Raw genomic sequence first — 17,349 nt, forward strand, 5'->3', positions numbered from 1 at the left:
GGCCACGGGTGGCCGGCATCGGCATCGGCATGTCCTCGTCCACGACCCGGCGGCGCGGCGCGGGCATGTCGTCCTCGTCCACGACGCGGCGACGGGGGGCGGGCATGTCGTCCTCGTCGGCGACGCGGCGGGCCCGGGGGCGCGGGGCCGGCTCGTCGTCGAACCCGGCCTCGGCGAAGCGGCGGGACCGGCTCGCCGTGTCCTCGTAGGCGTCGTCGCGGCGGCGGGCCCGCGGGGCGGGCATCTCGTCCTCGTCCTCGTAGCGGCGCAGGCCTTCTTCCAGGGCCCGGCGGGACATCGCGCCCGTGGGCTCGTCGAAGCGGTCGTCGGCGCCGCGGCGCTGGCGGGGGGCGGGGGCGTCGTCCCGGCGCGGGCGGCGCGCGGGCATGTCGTCCTCGTCCTGGAACTCCCACCGCTGGGTGGGCATGTCGTCGAAGTCGCGGCGGCGGGCCGCGCGCTCCTCATCGTCGGGGCGGCGGCGCGGGCGGCGCTCGTCACGCTCGTCGGCGACCGGGACCGCCATCGGGGCGGGATCGACCGGAGCGGCGGCGGGCACGGGCGGTGCCTCCGCGGCGGCGGGCTTGATCACGGGCTGCTCGGAGGTCGCGCCGGCGGCCGGCCGGGGCGTGGCGGGCTTCCAGGTCTGCACGGCGTTGCCACGGTCCGAGACGATGGCGTCGTCGCCGCCGCGGGCACGGCCACGACCCTTGCCACCGATCACACCGGAGGAGCCCATCTTGCCGACGGGGCTCATCCCGCCGGTGCCACCGCCACCGGCGGTGCCCTGCTGGGAGGCGAAGTCCTTGCGGCGGTTCAGGCTGACCGCGATCCGCACGGCGAGGCCGATGAGCACGACGAGCACGCAGAGGACGTACCCGACGACGACGAAGGTGGCGCCGGGGCGTCCGGCGTTCAGGCCGTGCAGGATGGCGATCGGCCACATGAGGTAGGAGACGCTGTGCAGCGCCCGCCACATCCACGGCTTGCCGCGGCCGATGAACTTGGCGCGGGCGAAGCCGGTCCACATGACCAGCACCATGATCCAGCCGGAGATCGTGCCGAAGCCGATGAACAGCGGCTTGCCCGGGTTCAGGAACGGGATGAAGGCGTCGATGAACTGCATCTTGCCCATCGCGTACTTCGTCCAGATGTGGATGAAGAGGGAGACGACGGCGATGGTGCCGGTGGTGCGGTGCGTCGACTGCAGCAGCAGGCGCTGGCGGATGGAGAGCACCAGGCGGTCCGTCGAGACCAGCCCGACCATGATCGTGATCGAGAGCGACACGAGCGTGAGCACGCCCATGTAGAACTCGGAGTAACTGAAGATGTAGACGTACGCGACGCGCCCCGCGGGGATCATCATCATCAAGGCCCAGACGACCGCCAGGACGCTGGTCCCGAGCAGCGCGACGGTGAGCTTCGACGGTGGTGTGCGACCACCGGTGGCACCCATCTCGACGTCCACACGACTGGTGGCTCGTTCTTTCATCTTCGTCCGGGCCATAGCTCCTCGTTCTCCGCAGCGGTAAGGCATCCGTCGTGGGCGTTGACGGTCGCCGGCATCCGTGGGGGGTGCCCCGCGCTCGTTACTGTCGGGTGGTTCCGGTAGCTCCTGCCTTTCTCACCGTGCGTTCACTCCGGTCCCTGCCCTCCCCCATCTACGTGTCGCGGGCAGGATCGGATGAACGATCGGGAAGTTCTTTGCGGCAATTTTTTCCCGCTCCGGGCAACCTTTCCGGGCACAGGCGCGCTGACCTGCGAAGACACGTCGTTGAAACCCGGGGCTAAGGCAAAAATAAAGTGTTATCCGAGTGGTTCCGGCGTGTCACCTGAACCTTTCGCGCCGTAGCGCCGAACTACCTCACGTGCGAGGCACGATAAATACATTCCGTAAGGAGCTGATTGCTGTGCGGCATCGCGCTGCCCTGGTAGCGATCGTGCTGGCCGTCGCGGGGGCGACATTCGCGCTTCCGGGCCGGGCCTCCGCGGTCGAGCCCGGCTTCGAGGTACGTATCACCGAACTGCCCGCGACCTTTGGCGCGGGCGCCGAGAGCAGGGCGCTGACCGTTGTCGTGTCCTCGGACAAACGGCGCTGCATCAAGGTCCGCTGGGCGCTGCTGCTCCAGGTGGACGGCCCGGACCTCGGCGACGTCACGGTCAGCCGGATCGAGAACAACGGCGAGTTCGCCACCCGCCGGGAGAACGCGGGCAAGGTCGCCCGGATCACCGACGTCCAGGTCGACCCGGGGCAGCTCTGCCGGGGCAGCACCGTCACGGCCAATTACCGGGTGAGCTTCGGCGACGACGCCGACACGGGCCGGGTCACCTTCCAGCCCCAGGCCTTCACCGCGCAGGGCACGCTGCTGCAGGAGGCGACGGGCCAGAGTCCCGTGGTCGGGCAGGAACCCGCGGCCACCGAGTCGCCGTCACCGAGCGGGTCACCGTCGCCGAGCCCCTCACCGTCGGAGACCGCCGAGGAGACGGCCACCGACGATCCGACCGAGGAAGCGGGCGTGGCTCCCGCACCCGACGAGAGCGAGGACCTCAACGCCGTACCGGCCGCCTCGGAAGGAGGACCCCCGAGCCTGCTGCTACCCGGCGTGATCGTCGGCGCCCTGCTGGTCTTCGTCGGGGTGGCCCTGCTGCTGCGCCTGCGTACCCGCCAGCGAGCGGCGGCGGCCCGGTACGCCGAACCCCCGACCGGTTTCTATCCGACGAGATAGGGGTCCCCCGCACTTACCGTCCGTTGCGGTCCATCGGTGGTATGCGATCTTCCTCCACGAATTCCTGCGGTAAACCTGCGCCAATCTTCAGGTGCAGTTAAGAGACCGTCGCGCTCGGTAGCCCTATCGTGGGTCCGGCGCAACCACTGTGGAGGAAGTGCTGTGAGCACCAGGACAGTCCGCATATCAGCCGCGGTGGGCGCCACCGCGTTGGCGCTCGCCGGGATCACCACCGGCGTCTCGTTCGCGGGAGAAACCCCCGCACCCCAGCCCGCGACCAAGCTGTCCGCCGCCGACAGCTTTCTCGGCGGCCCGCCCCCGGTCCCGGCCGGCCTCGTGCCGCCGCCCGGCAACACGCTGACCGCGGTCTTCAAGGCCAAGGGCGTCCAGATCTACGGCTGCGCCACCGGAGCGTGGACGCTGACCGAACCCGCCGCCACCCTCGCCGGGCTCAATCTCAAGCCGGTCAGGCCTGCGACGGCGCTGCACTTCCGCGGCCCGAGCTGGGAGTCCGACGAGGACGGCACCCTCGTCGAGGGCAAGACCCCGGTCTCGGCGCCCTCGGACACCCCCGGCAGCATCCCGCAGCTGCTCGTCACCGCGGCGACGACCCGTGGCACCGGCGTCTTCGGCGGGGTCACCTACATCCAGCGACTCGGCACGGTGGGCGGCGTGGCACCCGCCACGACCTGCGTGCCCGGCGACACCACCGCGGTGAAGTACCAGGCCGTGTACCGGTTCTTCAAGAAATCCTGAGACATTTCTGAGGGGCCGGATGCCGGTGCCTTCACCTCCCAGTTCGGTGGAGGCACCGGCATCTATTCGCTAGTCGTCCAGCAGCAGGACGGTCTCCTCGATGCGTTCGCCGCGCTGGTTCGCGTACGCCACCTCTGTTCCGATCTTGCGGAAACCCACCTTGCGCAGGACGGACAGTGAGCCCGCGTTGTCGCTGGCGGCCCGCGCCATGATCGGCCGCACCGGGACGGCCGCCAGGTGCAGGCGCACGGCCTGCGTCGCGATCCCCCGGCCCCACCAGGCCCGGTCCAGCCAGTACGTGATCTCCGTGTCGTCGCCGACCGCGAAGCTGCCGAGCGTCCCGACGAGCTCCCCGCCGACGGTGATCGCCCGCACGTTGATGTCCGGCCTGGTCCGCAGCTTCTGCATGTGTGCGTCGAACTCGGCCCGGTCGTCCGGATCGTCCGCGGTGAACGCCGCCATCCGCACCGCCACCGGGTCGCGCATCTGGTCGAAGATGACGTCCAGGTCCTCGTCGCGGATCTCCCGCAACGCGATCTCCCCCGTTGTGTCAGTCACGCGCGGCAGCCTAGTTCAAGGACGGACCGCGGCCAGGAAGACGGTCGCGGCGGTGCGGCGGGTCGGTGTGGCCTCCGCGACTGCCTTTTCCAGGTACGCGTCCAGCTGCGCACTTTCCCCTGCCGTCAGCGCCGCCTCGATCGCCTCCGCGTAGGTCGGGGCGAGCGGGTTCGGGGCGGTGCGCTTGAGTGCCGGCCAGTCGGCGATCGGCGGCCCCTCGACGTCGGCCTCGGCCCGGTAGTCCATCGTGACGCCCGTGAACCCGGCCTCGCGTACCCATCGCAGCAGGTCACGCTCGTCGAAGCCCATCATCGCCTCGATCCTCGGGTACACCGCGACGACCCGCGCGGCCAGCTCGGCGACGGGCCCGAAGTCGAGCCCGAACAGCCCCGGCGTGCCGAACCCGTTCACCGGCTCGAAGATCGACAGCCGCCCGCCCGGCCGCAGCACCCGCAGGAACTCGGCGAACGCCGCCGGCTTGTCCTCGACGTAGATCAGCACCGACCGGGTCGTCACCACATCGGCGGACCCGTCATGGACCGGGCTCAGAGCGTCGGCGGCGGCCCGCACGAACCCGCACCGCTTGTCGTCCCCCGTCGCCCGCCGGCACGACTCCAGCAGGTCGGCCGAGACGTCACAGAAGATCACCCGCCCGTCCGCCCCGACCCGCTCCAGCGCGCCGAGCCCGATCAGCCCGGTCCCGGTCCCGACGTCGAGCACGGTGTCCCCCGCGCCGATCCGCGCCCGGTCGAGCACCCCGTCGCGAAACCCGGCCAGCGCGGGAGCGAAACTCGCCCGCACCCCGGCGTCCCCACCGTCACGACGTCCCAGCAGCCAGCTCGCCCACTCGTCCATGTCGCATTCCAGCACGTACGCCACCCGCGCGCACCTGCGGGGACCGGCCGGGCACTCGCAGTGACCGGCTCCGCGCGCTGGTTGGAGCCGGCCGCGCTCTTGCGGGGACCGGCTATGAAGGTGGCATGGCAGCGGATTCCTCGATCGGGCGGGCCGGGCGGGGCATGGCGGTGGCGACGCTGGCCTCCCGGGCGGCCGGTTTCGTCCGCCTCGTCGTGCTCGCCTCCGCGCTGGGCCTGGGCAGCCGGCTGCTCGACGGCTACAACGTCGCGAACACGCTCCCCAACGCCGTCTACGAGCTGGTCATCGGGGGTGCGATGGCCAGCGTGGTGGTGCCGCTGCTCGCCCGCGCCGCGCTGAGCGAGCCGGACCACGGGGTCAGCTACGCGCACCGGTTGCTGTCCCTCATGGTGTACGGGCTGGGCGCCGTCACCGTCGTCGCGATGCTCTCGGCGCCGTGGCTCGTCGAGGCGTACACCCCCGGTTTCTCCGCTGACCAGCGTGAGCTGGCCGTCGTCCTCAGCCGTTTCTTCCTGCCCCAGATTTTGTTCTACGGAGTGAGCGCCACGGCCGGCGCCGTCCTCAACATCCGCGGCCGGTTCGCCGCCCCGATGTGGGCACCGCTGGTCAACAGCCTGATCGTGATCGCCGTCGGCCTGACCTACCTGGTGATCGGCGGCACCACCGGCACCGGCTCCCTGACCACCGCCCACCTGCTCCTGCTCGGCATCGGCACCACCGCGGGGGTCTTCGCCCAGATGGCGCTGGTGGTCGGCGCACTGGCCCGCAGCGGCTTCACGCTCCGCCCCCGCCTCGACCCGCGCGGCATCGGCATCCGCCGCATCGCCGGGCTCGGCGGCTGGGTGCTCGTCTCGGTGATCGCCGCGCAGATCCTCGTGGCCGTCGCCACCCGCGCCGCGTCGGTCAGCGGCCCCGGCGGGATCAGCACCTACCAGAACGCCCTCGCGGTGTTCCAGATGCCGTTCGCGGTGATCGCCCTGTCCGTGATGACCGCGGTCCTCCCCCGCCTCAGCCGCAACGCCGCCCGCCGCGACCTGCACCTGATCACCGACGACCTGTCCCGCGCCGTCCGCCTGTCCGTCGTCGCCCTGGCCCCGGTCGCCGCGGCGATGCTCGTCCTGGGGCCGCAGATCGCCACCCTCATGTACGCCCACGGCCGCAGCTCAGCCCCCGCCATCGCCCTGCTCGGCGCCGTGGTCGCCGCGTTCGGCGTCGCCCTGGTGCCCTTCACCGGCTACATGATCCTGCAACGCGGCTTCTACGCCCTCCAGGACACCCGCACCCCCGCCCTGATCACCGCCGCCGTCAGCACCGTCGGCGTGGCGGGCTGCCTCACCGCCACCTGGCTGTTACCCCGCGCCGACATCGTCATCGCCATCCCGCTCGCCTACGCCGCCGCCTACACAGTGGGCCTGCTCACCGCCGCCATCACCCTGCGCCGCCGCCTCGGCCGCATCGACGGCCACCGCCTCCTGCGCACCCACGCCCGCGTCGCCGTCGCCGCCGGGACGGCCGGCCTGATCGCCGCGCTCGCGGCTCACTTCCTCACCCCACTGGTCAACCCGCTGATCACCTTCGCCGCAGCTGGCCTTGCCGGAGCCGCCGCCTACGTCGCGGTCGCCCGGCTGGTCCGCCTCACCGAGCTCCGCCAGCTCGCCACCACCGCCCTCAGCGGCCTCCGCCCGAGCTGACCCTGCCCCACCCGGTCAACCCGCCCGACCCGGCCCACCCGACCCGACCCGGCCCACCCGACCCGGCCCACCCGGCCAACCCTCCCCGCCCGGCCAACCCGGCGCGGAAGCAGGCCGCACAACACATCTCGTGTCGTCAGTGATGACCGGGGGCCTCAACGGCAACGGGGAGGTGGCGACCGGCCGGTCGCTACCTCCCCGTGGGGCAATCGCGTCTATTTGAACAGTTTGGCCGCGGTGATGGCGGTCTGGATGATGCCGTACCCGAGCAGGACGGTGACCAGGGCCCAGGACAGGATCAGGCGGATCGACGGGGTGGACCTCATGCGACGGCCTCCTTCTGCTCCGCGGGCTTCGCCTCGTGGAAGCGTTCCGCTACCGGCTTGACCAGCAGGTTGGCGACGAAGCCGATCGCCAGGACGCCGACCATGGTGAACAACGCGGGCTGGTACGCCGACGCGGTCAGCGTGCCGGGCTTGCCCTGCGAGTCGAGGAAGCCGTTGACGATGAGCGGTCCCGCGACGCCCGCCGCCGACCAGGCGGTGAGCAGCCGGCCGTGGATGGCGCCGACCTGGAACGTGCCGAACATGTCCCGCAGGTACGCGGGGATGGTCGCGAAGCCGCCGCCGTAGAACGACAGGATCACGCCCGCGAGCAGCACGAACAGCGCCACCGCGGAGTGCCCGACCGAGGCCAGGAGCGCGTACAGGATCATGCCGACGCCCAGATAGACCATGTAGATCCGCTTGCGGCCGATGACGTCCGAGGTCGACGACCACGCGAACCGGCCGGCCATGTTGAACAGCGACAGCAGCCCGACGAAGCCGGCCGCCGCGCCGACGGCGACCGCGGACTTGCCACCCGTACCGTCGCGGAAGAAGTCCTGGATCATCGGGCTGGCCTGTTCCAGAATGCCGATACCCGCGGTCACGTTGCAGAACAGAACCACCCACAGCAACCAGAACTGCGGCGTCTTGATCGCGTTGGCGGCCGACACACTGGCCGTGGTGACCAGCGGCTTGGCTTTGATCGTCGCCGGGTCGAAGCCCTCGGGAACCCACCCGTCGGCGGGCACCCGGATGTTCAGCACGCCGAACATCATCAGCACGAAGTAGCCGATACCCAGCGTCAGGAAGAGCGCGACCAGAGACCCGCCGGACGCCACCGACGTCGCAACATTCGGGTCATAACCGGAGTCGTACGCCGACAGCAGCTGACGTGACAGCGGACTCGCGATCAGCGCACCGCCGCCGAACCCCATGATGGCCAGCCCGGTCGCGAGCCCGGGCCGGTCCGGGAACCACTTGATCAGCGTCGACACCGGCGAGATGTACCCGATCCCCAGCCCGATCCCGCCGAGCACGCCGTACCCGAGGTAGACCAGCCACAGCTGTTTCGTGCTGATCCCCAGCGCGGCGACGAGGAACCCGGCCGCCCAGAAGCACGCACTGACGAACATCGCCTTACGCGGCCCGTTGCGCTCGACCCAGGTGCCACCCACCGCCGCGGACAGCCCCAGCATCACGATCGCGATACTGAAGATCACGCCGACCGACGTCGCACTCGAGTCGAAGTGCGAGATGAACGAGTTCTTGTAGACGCTGGTGGCGTACACCTGCCCGATGCTCAGGTGAACGGCCAGCGCCGCCGGCGGGATCAGCCACCGGCTGAACCCCGGCGGCGCCACGGAACGACTGCGATCCAACGCGGACAACATGACTATGCCTCCAGGTCCCGGCGTGCATGATCCATAGAGCCACATCATTTACCCGGTGGAAACTCCCCGCAACAATTACTTCTCCACCAGAGCCGGTGCGAGCTGCCAGGGCACCGGCCGGGCGGGTCACGAACGCTCGCCGGAGCCCAGCAACCCGGTGAGAAAGTCAGGGGCATCGCCCACGCTGACGACCTCCCGCACCAAGGCGTTGACCGCCTCCTCCACCGGCCGTTCCGAGATGAACACGGGAATGCCCAGAGCGGCCGCGAACCCGGTCTCGATGCAGACGCTGCGCCCGGTGTACCCGCCCTCCGCCACGACGTAGATGCACGCGGAGCGGCGGATCTTCGCCAGGAACTCGTGGGTGAGAGCCCACTTCTGTGCAGCCGGAACCTCGACGATCTCCTCGTCGAAATCGAACCTCGGCGTGTTGACCACCACCTGCCGGTCGGCCAGCTTCCCGGCGAGCGATTGCACCACGCCGTAGTACTTCGAACTGCTGCAGATGGTTACCTCGCCCACGAAGAATTCCTTCCGCCGAACCCGTCAGGACCACGTGACGTCGCCACGGCGAATCAAGTTAGCGCCCCCGCCCGTCTGCTGCAGGACCGCCTGACACAGCCGGCGGGGCGAAAGACACTCAAGCCGGGCGCGGCACTGCCACGCCCGGCCCGGCGCTCGATCAGCTACCGACCTGTCTCGATCAGTTGCCTGAGCTGCACAGCGACACGATCCCGGCCGCCCCCACACCGCTACCGGAGGTGTCAGCCGGCGGCGAGCATCTCGGAGATACGCAGGAAGCCGTCGCTGCCATACCCCCGTCGGATGGTACGGCGAGCCAGGCTTTCCGCTGCCCGCATGACGCCCGCGTCGATGCCGTGTGCCTCGGACGTATGGATGACGTGCGCCATGGAAGCGACCGCCGAGGTGATCGGATTGACCACTCCGGGGAACCGGCCGCTGTCCGCGTCCGCCGCGGCCTGCTCGAAGATCGGTGGCAGGATCGCGGCGATGCCGGCGGCGAACGGTGCCAGCTCTCGCGCGGTGACCCCTTCGGCTCGTGCCAGTGCCAGCGCGTGCGCATAACCTGCCATCGCGGTCCAGAAGACATCGAGCAGGGCGATGTCGTACGCGGCAGCCCGGCCCGGGTCCGCCCCGAGGTGGGTGTGGGTTCCGCCCAGGGCCTCCATCACCGGCGTCGACCGGCGGTACAGCTCCTCGGGACCGCTGTGCAGGAACACGCCGCCCGGCGTACCGATGGTCGGTGCCGGTGTCATGATCGCGCCGTCCAGATACCCGATGCCGTGCCCGGCCGCCCAGTCCGCCGTGTCCCGGGCCCGCCCCGGAGTGTCCGCGGTCAGGTTGACCAGCGTGCGTCCCCGCAGCGCCCCGGCGACGATGTCCGGCCGCACGATGGCGTCCACGGCGTCATAGTCCACCACGCAGACCACGGTCACCGGACTCGCGGCGACCGCCTCGGCCGGTGAGAGGGCGACGGCTGCGCCGTGGTCGGCCAGCTCCTTCGCCCTGGTGACGGTGCGGTTCCACACCGTCGTACGCAGGCCGGCGCGCAGAAACGTCCCCGCCAGTGCGCGACCCATCGGCCCCAGGCCGAGCACGGTGACGGCAGACTCGCCGGTAAGTGGGGTCATGCTTGAGCTCCTCCACAATGGTGTTATTTCACAATGAATGGGGTGACGATGACGCGCAGCCGGGCCCAGGACCCGAACGTCTGCGGGGTGACCGCCGCGATCGCCGTGATCGACGGCAAGTGGAAGACGATGCTGCTCTGGCTGCTGGAACCGGGACCGCAGCGCCCCGGTGAGCTACGCCGGCGGGTGCCGGGACTCACCGAGAAGGTGCTGACTCAGACCCTGCGGGAGATGGAGTCCGACGGGCTCGTCCACCGCGAGGTCCACGACGTCCGGCCCCTCAAGACCGTGTACTCCCTGACCACATCAGGTCGCGAACTGTCTGAGGCGCTGGCACCCGTTTCCCACTGGGGCCATCGTCGTCTGGAGAAACTCGCCGCGTCCCGGCCATCGTGATCACCACCCGCACCCAGCCTGCGGCCGCACGGTCCCGCCCGGCAAGTACCCACAAAAAGGTGGGTACGGCCTCGGTGTCCCGGCCGCCGTAAGCACCCTTGCTGCAGCAACGCCACGCCCGGCGGAAAGCCGGAACGCGGCGAAGACGGCGGATGAGACCAGCGGGGAAGCCCGAGCACGACGGAAACCACGGATGAGACCGGCGGGGAAAGCCGAAGCACGACAGAGACCGCGGGTGAGACCGGCGGGGAAGCCCGAGCGCGACAGAGACCGCGGGTGAGACCGGGCCCGGCCGGTCGCGATGGTGCTGCGACCGGCCGGTGTGCGGTGTTTCCTAGTTGCCCGAGGCGTACAGGGACGCGATCTCGGTCGCCGACAGTGCGCGGTCGTAGAGGTGGACCTGGTCGACCGTGCCGTCGAGGTAGTCGACCGGGTTGCCGCCGTACTTGCCGCGGCCGATGACCGTGTTGCCGGTGGGGGCGGCCTGGGCGGTGCAGGCGCTGACCGAGCCGGCGAGCTGGCCGTCGACGTAGAGGCGGAGTTCGCCCTTCGCCGAGTCGCGGACGCCGGCGAGGTGGTACCACTGGCCGACGACCGGCTTGGCGGGGGCGAGGGCGCGGACGCCCGCGAAGCTCATCGCGAACCGCTGGTCGGCGCCGGAGTACTGCAGGAAGAAGTCGCTGTTGCTGGCCCCGTCCTGGCTCACCACGGTCTGGAAGGCGCCGTCGGCCTTGTCGAGTTTCACCCACGCCGAGGCGGTGTAGTCCGAGGCGGTGTTGAGCACCGGGGCGCCCGTGTCGGCGTACTGAGTCGAGCCGTCGAGGGTGAGGCCTTGCCCGCTCTTGCCCTCCCCGTAGGCCGGACCACCGGTCAGCGTGGCGTCGTGATCACCGGCGGTGTCCTCGGTCGTGCCGTCGAAGGGGTAGAACGCGATGCCGGTCAGGCCGGGAGTGCCCGGCGGCGGCTGCGGGGTGTTGGCGGCGCTGCCGTCGGCCTTGGCGATGATCTCCTTGTTGACCTTTCTGACCTGGGCGAGGTCCATCTTGGCCACCTGCCGGTCGTACGTCCAGAAGCCGTTGAGCTCGCCCTCGACGTCGGTGATCTGGGTGTAGATCGCCGCGCTGATGCCGCAGGACTGCGCGGAGCCGATGACCGCCTTCTGGTTCGCGACGTACTTGGCGGTCAGGGTGGCCGAGTCGGGTTCCATCTCGTACGCCTGCCCGTCACCGAACCACATGTGGTTGGACACCTTGAGCCCGAACCCGCCGTGCTCGCCGTCGATGGAGACCCGGGTGGCGTCGGGCGCCGGGGTGGCCGGGCCGAGGTACTGGTGATGGTCGATGACGTCGCCGCGCCCGGAGTCGCCGTGCGAGTTGCAGCAGTTGACGCCGCTGTGCGCGTTGACGAGCCGGCTCGGGTCCTGGGCCTTGACCTCGTCGGCGATGCGCCCGGTGGCGGCGCGGTCCCATTCGCCCCAGCCCTCGTTGAACGGGACCCACGCGATGATCGAGGTCCAGCTACGGTGCTCGCGAACCAGCTCGTGCAGCTCGGCCTCGAACTGGCCTCGCCACTCCGCGGGGATCGGGCCGGTGTTCGCGGCCGGCATGTCCTGCCAGACCAGCAGGCCCAGCTTGTCGGCCCAGTAGTACCAGCGGTCGGGCTCGACCTTGATGTGCTTGCGGACCGCGTTGAAGCCCATGACCTTGTGCTGCTGCAGGTCGAACTTGAGGCCCGCGTCGGTCGGTGCGGTGTTCAGCCCGTCCGGCCAGAAGCCCTGGTCCAGGGTGGCCATGTTGAACAGGATCTTGCCGTTGAGCGCGATCCGGAGCTTGCCGTCGGCGCCCTTCTTCGTGCCGATCTCGCGCATGCCGAAGTACGACTTGACGGTGTCGACCGTACGGCCGGCGCTGAGCAGGGTCACGTCGAGGTCGTAGAGGTACGGGTCGTCCGGCGTCCAGAGGTGGGCGTTCGGGACGGGAACCTTGAGCTCCGTGCCCGCGGCGCCGGTGACGCTGCCGACGACACGACCGTTCGTGCGTGCTGTAGCCCGTACAGTCAATGGTTGATGGGAATCAACATTGACTGTCAACCTGAGTGACTTGCCGGCAAGGTCCGGGGTGAGCCCCAGATCGGTGACGGCGGCAGCGGCGACAGGCTCCATCCAGACGGTGCGCCAGATGCCCGAGCTGCCCTGGTAGAAGATGCCGCGGTCGCTGGTCCGGCGCTGCTTGCCGATCGGCTGGCCGGTCGCGTCGGTGAGGTCCTCGGCCCAGACGATGAGCTCCTGCGGCCCGGTGGCCTTGAGCGCCGTGGTGACATCGATGTCAAAGCCGTCGTAACCGCCGCGGTGGGTGGCGACCTGCGTGCCGTTGACGTAGACCTTCGCGTCGTAGTCGACCGCGCCGAAGTGCAGCAGCAGCCGCTGACCGCTCCCGACCTTCCAGCCGGCGGGGACGGTGAAGGTCCGGCGGTACCACATCCGGTCCTCGTGCCGCTGGATGCCGGAGAGCGCGGACTCGATCGGGTACGGCACGAGCACGCGCTCGCCGAGCGACTGGCCCGCGGGCACCGCCTGACCGGTCTCGGCCTTGGCGAATTCCCACACGCCGTTGAGGTTCTGCCACTTGTCCCGCACAAGCTGCGGGCGCGGGTACTCGGGCAGCGCGTTGGACGGTCCAACCTGGGCGGTCCACGGTGTCGCGATGGGCGGGATGCCCTTGTGCCACTCGGGTGCGGCCTGGGCGGGCGAGGCGATGACGGTTCCCAGAAGTGTGGCGGCGGCGATCATGGCAAGAGGTCTGATCATGCGCGAGTTCCCTTCGAGGGGTGGGAGCTCACACATTTCAACAACGCTGCTCACGTAACGTCAAGATTACGCGGCACTTTTATTGAAAGATGGACATGCTTGAACATCCACCTACAGGTGGCCCGGGTCACCCAGGCAGATATGGGACGATGCGCGCGTGCCGGAATCGATCTTGGAAGTCATCGCGCTCAGCGCCGCCGACGCCCGTGCCGCCACCGCGGGGGGCGCCGACCGGCTCGAGCTGGTCGCCGACATAAGCGCCCAGGGCCTCACCCCCGCCGTCGAGACCTTCGCGTCGGTCCGGGCCGCGACCGACCTCCCGGTCCGCGTCATGCTGCGAGACCACGACGGGTACGCCCTGAGCGCCCCCGACGCCCTCACCCACGCCGCCGTGGCCCTGCGTTCAGCCGGAGCCTCGGAGTTCGTCCTCGGCTTCCTCGACGAAGCGGGCAACGTCGACCTCCCGGCGGTGACCACCGTCCTCGCGGCCATCGACGGCTGCAGCTGGACCTTCCACCGCGCCATCGACCACGCCACCGACCGCACCGCCGCGTGGTCCGCCCTCGACGGCCTGCCCGGCCTCGACGGCGTCCTCACCGCCGGCAGCCCCAAGGGCGTCGAGAACGGTCTCGGGACGCTGCTCACCGAGGCGTCCGCCACCCCGCCGCTGCTGGTCGGCGGCGGGTTGCGGCAGCAGCACCTCGCCCCGCTACGGGATGCCGGGGTGCGCGCCTTCCACACCGGCAGCGCCGTCCGCCCCGGCGGCAGCTGGCACGCCCCGGTCGACGCCGACCTCGTCCGCCTCTGGCGCGACGCGATCGGCTGACCCCACGGCCGGCGCTCCCGCGCCGGCCTCCACGGGGCGGCCGTTACCGGGTGATCGAGAGGTAGCGGTAGCCGAGGCGGGTGAGGCGCTCGGGGTCGAGGCAGTGCCGGCCGTCGAGGATGACCGGCTTGCGCATGCTGGTGGCGAACTTTCCCCAGTCCAGGTCGAGGTACTGCGCCCACTCGGTGACCAGGACCACGGCGTCGCTGTCGTCGAACACGTCGGCGACGTCGTCGGCGAGGTACGGCGCGAGGTCGGGCTGCTCGCGGCGGAAACGGTCGGCGGCGACCGGGTCGTGCAGGCGGATCCGGGCCCCGCGGTCGATCAGCATCCGGGCGATGTCCAGGGCCGGGGCGTCCCGCATGTCGTCGGTGTCGGGTTTGAAGGCGAGCCCGAGCAGGCCGATCCGGCGGCCCTTCAGGATGCGCAGCTCCTCGAGGAGCCGGTCCACGACAAGGCGGCGCTGGAGCTGGTTGACCGTACGCGCAGCTGTGACGATCGGCATGTCGTGGTGATACTCCGACGCGGTGGCGATCAGGGCCGCGGTGTCCTTGCCGAAGCAGGAACCGCCCCAGCCGATGCCGGGCTGCAGGAAGCGCGGCCCGATCCGGGTGTCCAGCCCGATGCCCCGGGTCACCTGGGTGATGTCGGCGCCGACCCGGCCGGCGAGCTGGCCGATCTCGTTCGCGAAGCTGATCTTCAGGGCCAGGAACGCGTTCGCCGCGTACTTGATGAGCTCCGCCGAGGCCAGGTCGCTGGACACCATCGGCACGGCGCCCATCTCGGCCGGGCGCGGCAGGTACGTCGGCGGGGTGAACGTCTGGTTCAGCAGGGTGCGGTAGAGGCGGTTGAGCACGTCGAGGCTGCGGGGGTTGTCCGAGCCGACGACCACGCGGTCCGGGTAAAGGGTGTCCAGGATCGCCGCGCCCTGACGCAGGAATTCGGGGTTCGAGGCGACGGAGAACTCGCCGTCGCTGCGGCGCTCGTTCGTCCGCTCGAAAGACTCGCGCAGGATCGAGTCGACCCAGTTACTGCTTCCGATGGGTACGGTCGACTTGTTCACGACGACGGTGAAGTCACCGCCGATGTGCGCACCGACACTCTCCGCGGCGGACCTCAGGTACTTGAGGTCCGGGTTGCCGTCCGGCAGCGACGGCGTCTGCACCGCGATGAAGACCACCTCGGCGTCCGGCACGGCGCTGCCGTAGTCGGTGGTGAAGTGCAGGCGCTCGGACGCGTCCGCGAGCAGCGCGTCCATGTGCGGCTCGTAGATCGGCGACTTACCCCCGCTGAGCAGGTCGACCTTCGCCTGGTCGAGGTCGACGCAGGTGACGTCGTGCCCGAGAAAGGCCAGGCAGACGCCGGTCGTGAGACCCACGTAGCCGGTTCCGACGACGCACACCTTCATAGCCGCACTCCCTCTCGTCGCGACCGGCCTCCCGGTGACCGGTCGGGAGAGACGGTAATCCGTCGTGTCATCCGCACCCGCACCGGCTGTGCCCCGGACTATCCATGGGTGGAGCCCTCAACACGCCGCCGGGTCTGCCGATGCTTGATTTCGTGACCCTGCGCAGCGCTACGCAAGCAAACGGCGACACCGCCGTGGTTTCGTCGTGGCCCGCGACCGACGGGCAGCACCTTCTGCTCAGCGAACTCGTCGAGGTCACCGCAAGTAACATCCCGTCGCTGGACCACGTCCTCGAAATCATCGAGCGAAGCCTGGGTGAACCCTGCGGGCTGCGCGCGATGACCGTCTTCACCCTCGACCCTGACGACGGCAGCCTGCGGGTCGCCGCCGGCCGCGGACCGGTGGCGAAGGACGACCCGATGGTCGCCGGCAAGGTCTTCCGGGTCGCCGCGAGCGGTCCCCCGGTGCGGGCAGGCGAACGTACGGCGATCAGGTTGCGGATGGGCGGCCAGACCCTCGGTGTCCTCGTCCTCACCGGCGACTCTCTCGATTCACTGCGTAAGAGCGTCGCCGCAGGTGTCGCCCTCCAGCTCGCCGCCACCCTGCAGGTCCTCGCCGCCGAGGTGCACCGCCAGTTCGTCACCCACGCCACGAACACGATCCGCACACTGTTCGAGGAGGGCGCCCAGGCCCGGACCATCGAGGCTGCGGGCGAGCTCCTGGCCCGGGTGACCGCCGACGCGTTCCGCACCTCCCAGGCCGCGGTGCACCTGGTCGGCCCGGACGGCCGGATCCGCTACGTCGCGGGCATCGGCCTCACCGCCGAGAAGAACGACGAGCTGCACAGCCGCATGATCGGCCAGCTCGCCGAGGAGTCACCGATCTGGCAGGCCGCCCGCAAGGCCCACGGCCCGCTGCTCATCGACGACATCACCGGCTCCGAGGTCCGCCCCGGCGGCATCGCCCACATCATGGGCCTGCGCTCCCTGATCGCCATCCCGCTGATGTCCCCCGCCGGCCCGGTCGGCGTCGCGGTCTGCGGCGACGTCGACGGCCCCCGGCACTGGACCAGCCGCGACCGCACCCTGGCCCACCAGATGGCCATGGAGGGCGCCCTCATCCTCGACGGCGCCCGGATGCGCCAGGCCGAGGAGAAGCACGTCGCCGAGCTGACCCGCCAGGCCTACCACGACGCCCTGACCGGCCTGGCCAACCGCACCCACCTGCTCGACCGTGCCGACCGCGACCTCGCCACCTCCACCGCGGGCGGCACCCGCATGGCGCTGCTCCTGCTCGACCTGGACGGCTTCAAGAAGGTCAACGACACGGTCGGCCACCACGCCGGCGACGCCCTCCTGCAGGCGGTCAGCAAACGCATGCAGTCCGCCATCCGCGACCACGACGTCGTCGCCCGCCTCGGCGGCGACGAGTTCGCCATCCTCCTCACCGGCGACCCCGACGCCGAATCCGCCATCACCATCGCCGAACGCATCCACGCCCGCGTCTGCGAACCCTTCACCGTCGACGACCAGCCCATCGCCATCGGCGTCAGCATCGGCATCGCTCTCTTCCCCGCCGACGCCACCACCATCGCCGACCTCATGCGCTGCGCCGACGCCGCCATGTACCGCATCAAACGCGCCGGCGGCGGCGTCGCCCTCAGCTGACCCCACCCGCTACGTCGCCGGCATCGGCCTCACCGTCGAGCCAAGCTGCGCCACCCAAGATGAGCCTCGGCTCGACTTCAGCGCCTTAACAATGCAGGGCCCCCGCATCCTGCCAAGCTGAGTGGGGACTCACTTTTACCGTCAGAGCGAAGCCGGGCCCACCCCAAGATGAGCCTCGGCTCGACTTCAGCGCCTCAACAACGCGGGGGCGCAGCGCCCCGCCAAGCTGAGCGGCGACTCATTTTTGCCGCCCTACCCCCGCAGGCTGCAGCG

15 protein-coding genes are annotated in these 17,349 nt (G+C 70.3%); 6 read left to right on the forward strand and 9 right to left on the reverse strand.

The features are described 5' to 3' along the window. Positions 1 to 1,504: ferric reductase-like transmembrane domain-containing protein (locus Ahu01nite_RS27765; RefSeq protein ID WP_203839592.1), on the reverse strand; the 1,504-nt coding region annotated here is incomplete at its 3' end. A 403-nt stretch (positions 1,505 to 1,907) separates the two neighbouring features. Between Ahu01nite_RS27765 and Ahu01nite_RS27770 the strand changes: the two genes are divergently transcribed. Both Ahu01nite_RS27770 and Ahu01nite_RS27775 read left to right on the forward strand, forming a co-directional pair. Beyond that, positions 1,908 to 2,723, forward strand: a complete 816-nt coding sequence (locus Ahu01nite_RS27770; protein WP_203839593.1) for a hypothetical protein — start codon at positions 1,908 to 1,910, stop codon at positions 2,721 to 2,723. A 162-nt stretch (positions 2,724 to 2,885) separates the two neighbouring features. Continuing rightward, on the forward strand, positions 2,886 to 3,479 hold the full coding sequence (locus Ahu01nite_RS27775) for a DUF3455 domain-containing protein (protein ID WP_203839594.1): 594 nt from the start codon (positions 2,886 to 2,888) through the stop codon (positions 3,477 to 3,479). A gap of 69 nt (positions 3,480 to 3,548) precedes the next feature. On the opposite strand, the gene Ahu01nite_RS27780 is transcribed toward Ahu01nite_RS27775, so the two are convergent. After that, positions 3,549 to 4,037, reverse strand: a complete 489-nt coding sequence (locus tag Ahu01nite_RS27780; protein WP_203839595.1) for a GNAT family N-acetyltransferase — start codon at positions 4,035 to 4,037, stop codon at positions 3,549 to 3,551. 15 nt (positions 4,038 to 4,052) lie between these two features. Then, entirely contained in the window at positions 4,053 to 4,916 is an 864-nt protein-coding gene (locus Ahu01nite_RS27785; RefSeq protein WP_203839596.1) for a methyltransferase domain-containing protein, read from the reverse strand. 140 nt (positions 4,917 to 5,056) lie between these two features. On the opposite strand from Ahu01nite_RS27785, the gene murJ reads away from it, so the two are divergent. Further along, the gene (gene murJ, locus Ahu01nite_RS27790; RefSeq protein ID WP_203839614.1) at positions 5,057 to 6,604 is read left to right on the forward strand and encodes a murein biosynthesis integral membrane protein MurJ; all 1,548 of its coding nucleotides are present in this window, start codon (positions 5,057 to 5,059) and stop codon (positions 6,602 to 6,604) included. 215 nt (positions 6,605 to 6,819) lie between these two features. Here the strand turns inward: murJ and Ahu01nite_RS52055 are convergent, their stop codons facing one another. From Ahu01nite_RS52055 to Ahu01nite_RS27805, 4 genes are all read right to left on the reverse strand, one after another. Further along, positions 6,820 to 6,930, reverse strand: coding sequence for an MFS transporter small subunit (locus tag Ahu01nite_RS52055; protein WP_438874835.1), 111 nt, complete (start codon positions 6,928 to 6,930; stop codon positions 6,820 to 6,822). Continuing rightward, a complete protein-coding gene (locus tag Ahu01nite_RS27795) occupies positions 6,927 to 8,321 on the reverse strand; it encodes an OFA family MFS transporter (protein ID WP_203839597.1) in 1,395 nt (464 codons plus the stop codon). Before Ahu01nite_RS27795 ends, Ahu01nite_RS52055 begins: the two co-directional genes overlap by 4 nt. 126 nt (positions 8,322 to 8,447) lie before the next feature. Continuing rightward, positions 8,448 to 8,843 carry a hypothetical protein gene (locus tag Ahu01nite_RS27800; protein ID WP_203839598.1) on the reverse strand — a complete coding sequence of 132 codons (396 nt, stop codon included), beginning with the start codon at positions 8,841 to 8,843 and terminating at the stop codon, positions 8,448 to 8,450. A 242-nt stretch (positions 8,844 to 9,085) separates the two neighbouring features. Further along, the gene (locus Ahu01nite_RS27805) at positions 9,086 to 9,973 is read right to left on the reverse strand and encodes an NAD(P)-dependent oxidoreductase (protein ID WP_203839599.1); all 888 of its coding nucleotides are present in this window, start codon (positions 9,971 to 9,973) and stop codon (positions 9,086 to 9,088) included. Positions 9,974 to 10,021: 48 nt separating this feature from the next. Here Ahu01nite_RS27805 and Ahu01nite_RS27810 point away from each other — a divergent pair, with 48 nt between their 5' ends. Beyond that, positions 10,022 to 10,369 carry a winged helix-turn-helix transcriptional regulator gene (locus Ahu01nite_RS27810; RefSeq protein WP_203839615.1) on the forward strand — a complete coding sequence of 116 codons (348 nt, stop codon included), beginning with the start codon at positions 10,022 to 10,024 and terminating at the stop codon, positions 10,367 to 10,369. A gap of 334 nt (positions 10,370 to 10,703) precedes the next feature. On the opposite strand, the gene Ahu01nite_RS27815 is transcribed toward Ahu01nite_RS27810, so the two are convergent. After that, positions 10,704 to 13,175, reverse strand: a complete 2,472-nt coding sequence (locus tag Ahu01nite_RS27815) for a LamG-like jellyroll fold domain-containing protein (protein ID WP_203839600.1) — start codon at positions 13,173 to 13,175, stop codon at positions 10,704 to 10,706. A 157-nt stretch (positions 13,176 to 13,332) separates the two neighbouring features. Here Ahu01nite_RS27815 and Ahu01nite_RS27820 point away from each other — a divergent pair, with 157 nt between their 5' ends. Next, positions 13,333 to 14,001: a copper homeostasis protein CutC gene (locus tag Ahu01nite_RS27820; protein ID WP_203839601.1), complete on the forward strand. Its 669-nt coding sequence runs from the start codon at positions 13,333 to 13,335 to the stop codon at positions 13,999 to 14,001. A 43-nt stretch (positions 14,002 to 14,044) separates the two neighbouring features. Here the strand turns inward: Ahu01nite_RS27820 and Ahu01nite_RS27825 are convergent, their stop codons facing one another. Continuing rightward, the gene (locus tag Ahu01nite_RS27825; protein ID WP_203839602.1) at positions 14,045 to 15,409 is read right to left on the reverse strand and encodes a UDP-glucose dehydrogenase family protein; all 1,365 of its coding nucleotides are present in this window, start codon (positions 15,407 to 15,409) and stop codon (positions 14,045 to 14,047) included. 140 nt (positions 15,410 to 15,549) lie between these two features. Here Ahu01nite_RS27825 and Ahu01nite_RS27830 point away from each other — a divergent pair, with 140 nt between their 5' ends. Further along, the gene (locus tag Ahu01nite_RS27830) at positions 15,550 to 17,076 is read left to right on the forward strand and encodes a sensor domain-containing diguanylate cyclase (protein WP_203839603.1); all 1,527 of its coding nucleotides are present in this window, start codon (positions 15,550 to 15,552) and stop codon (positions 17,074 to 17,076) included. Positions 17,077 to 17,349 lie beyond the last annotated feature (273 nt).

This window comes from Winogradskya humida (assembly GCF_016862215.1).
Lineage (GTDB): Bacteria > Actinomycetota > Actinomycetes > Mycobacteriales > Micromonosporaceae > Actinoplanes > Actinoplanes humidus.

Bases quoted from the DNA above. Each gene is read 5' to 3' on its own strand.
- murJ (WP_203839614.1), top strand. From the start codon at position 5,057: ATGGCGGTGGCGACGCTGGCCTCCCGGGCGGCCGGTTTCGTCCGCCTC.
- Ahu01nite_RS52055 (WP_438874835.1), bottom strand. From the start codon at position 6,930: ATGAGGTCCACCCCGTCGATCCGCCTGATCCTGTCCTGGGCCCTGGTC.
- Ahu01nite_RS27795 (WP_203839597.1), bottom strand. From the start codon at position 8,321: ATGTTGTCCGCGTTGGATCGCAGTCGTTCCGTGGCGCCGCCGGGGTTC.
- Ahu01nite_RS27805 (WP_203839599.1), bottom strand. From the start codon at position 9,973: ATGACCCCACTTACCGGCGAGTCTGCCGTCACCGTGCTCGGCCTGGGG.
- Ahu01nite_RS27810 (WP_203839615.1), top strand. From the start codon at position 10,022: ATGACGCGCAGCCGGGCCCAGGACCCGAACGTCTGCGGGGTGACCGCC.
- Ahu01nite_RS27815 (WP_203839600.1), bottom strand. From the start codon at position 13,175: ATGATCAGACCTCTTGCCATGATCGCCGCCGCCACACTTCTGGGAACC.
- Ahu01nite_RS27825 (WP_203839602.1), bottom strand. From the start codon at position 15,409: ATGAAGGTGTGCGTCGTCGGAACCGGCTACGTGGGTCTCACGACCGGC.
- Ahu01nite_RS27830 (WP_203839603.1), top strand. From the start codon at position 15,550: ATGCTTGATTTCGTGACCCTGCGCAGCGCTACGCAAGCAAACGGCGAC.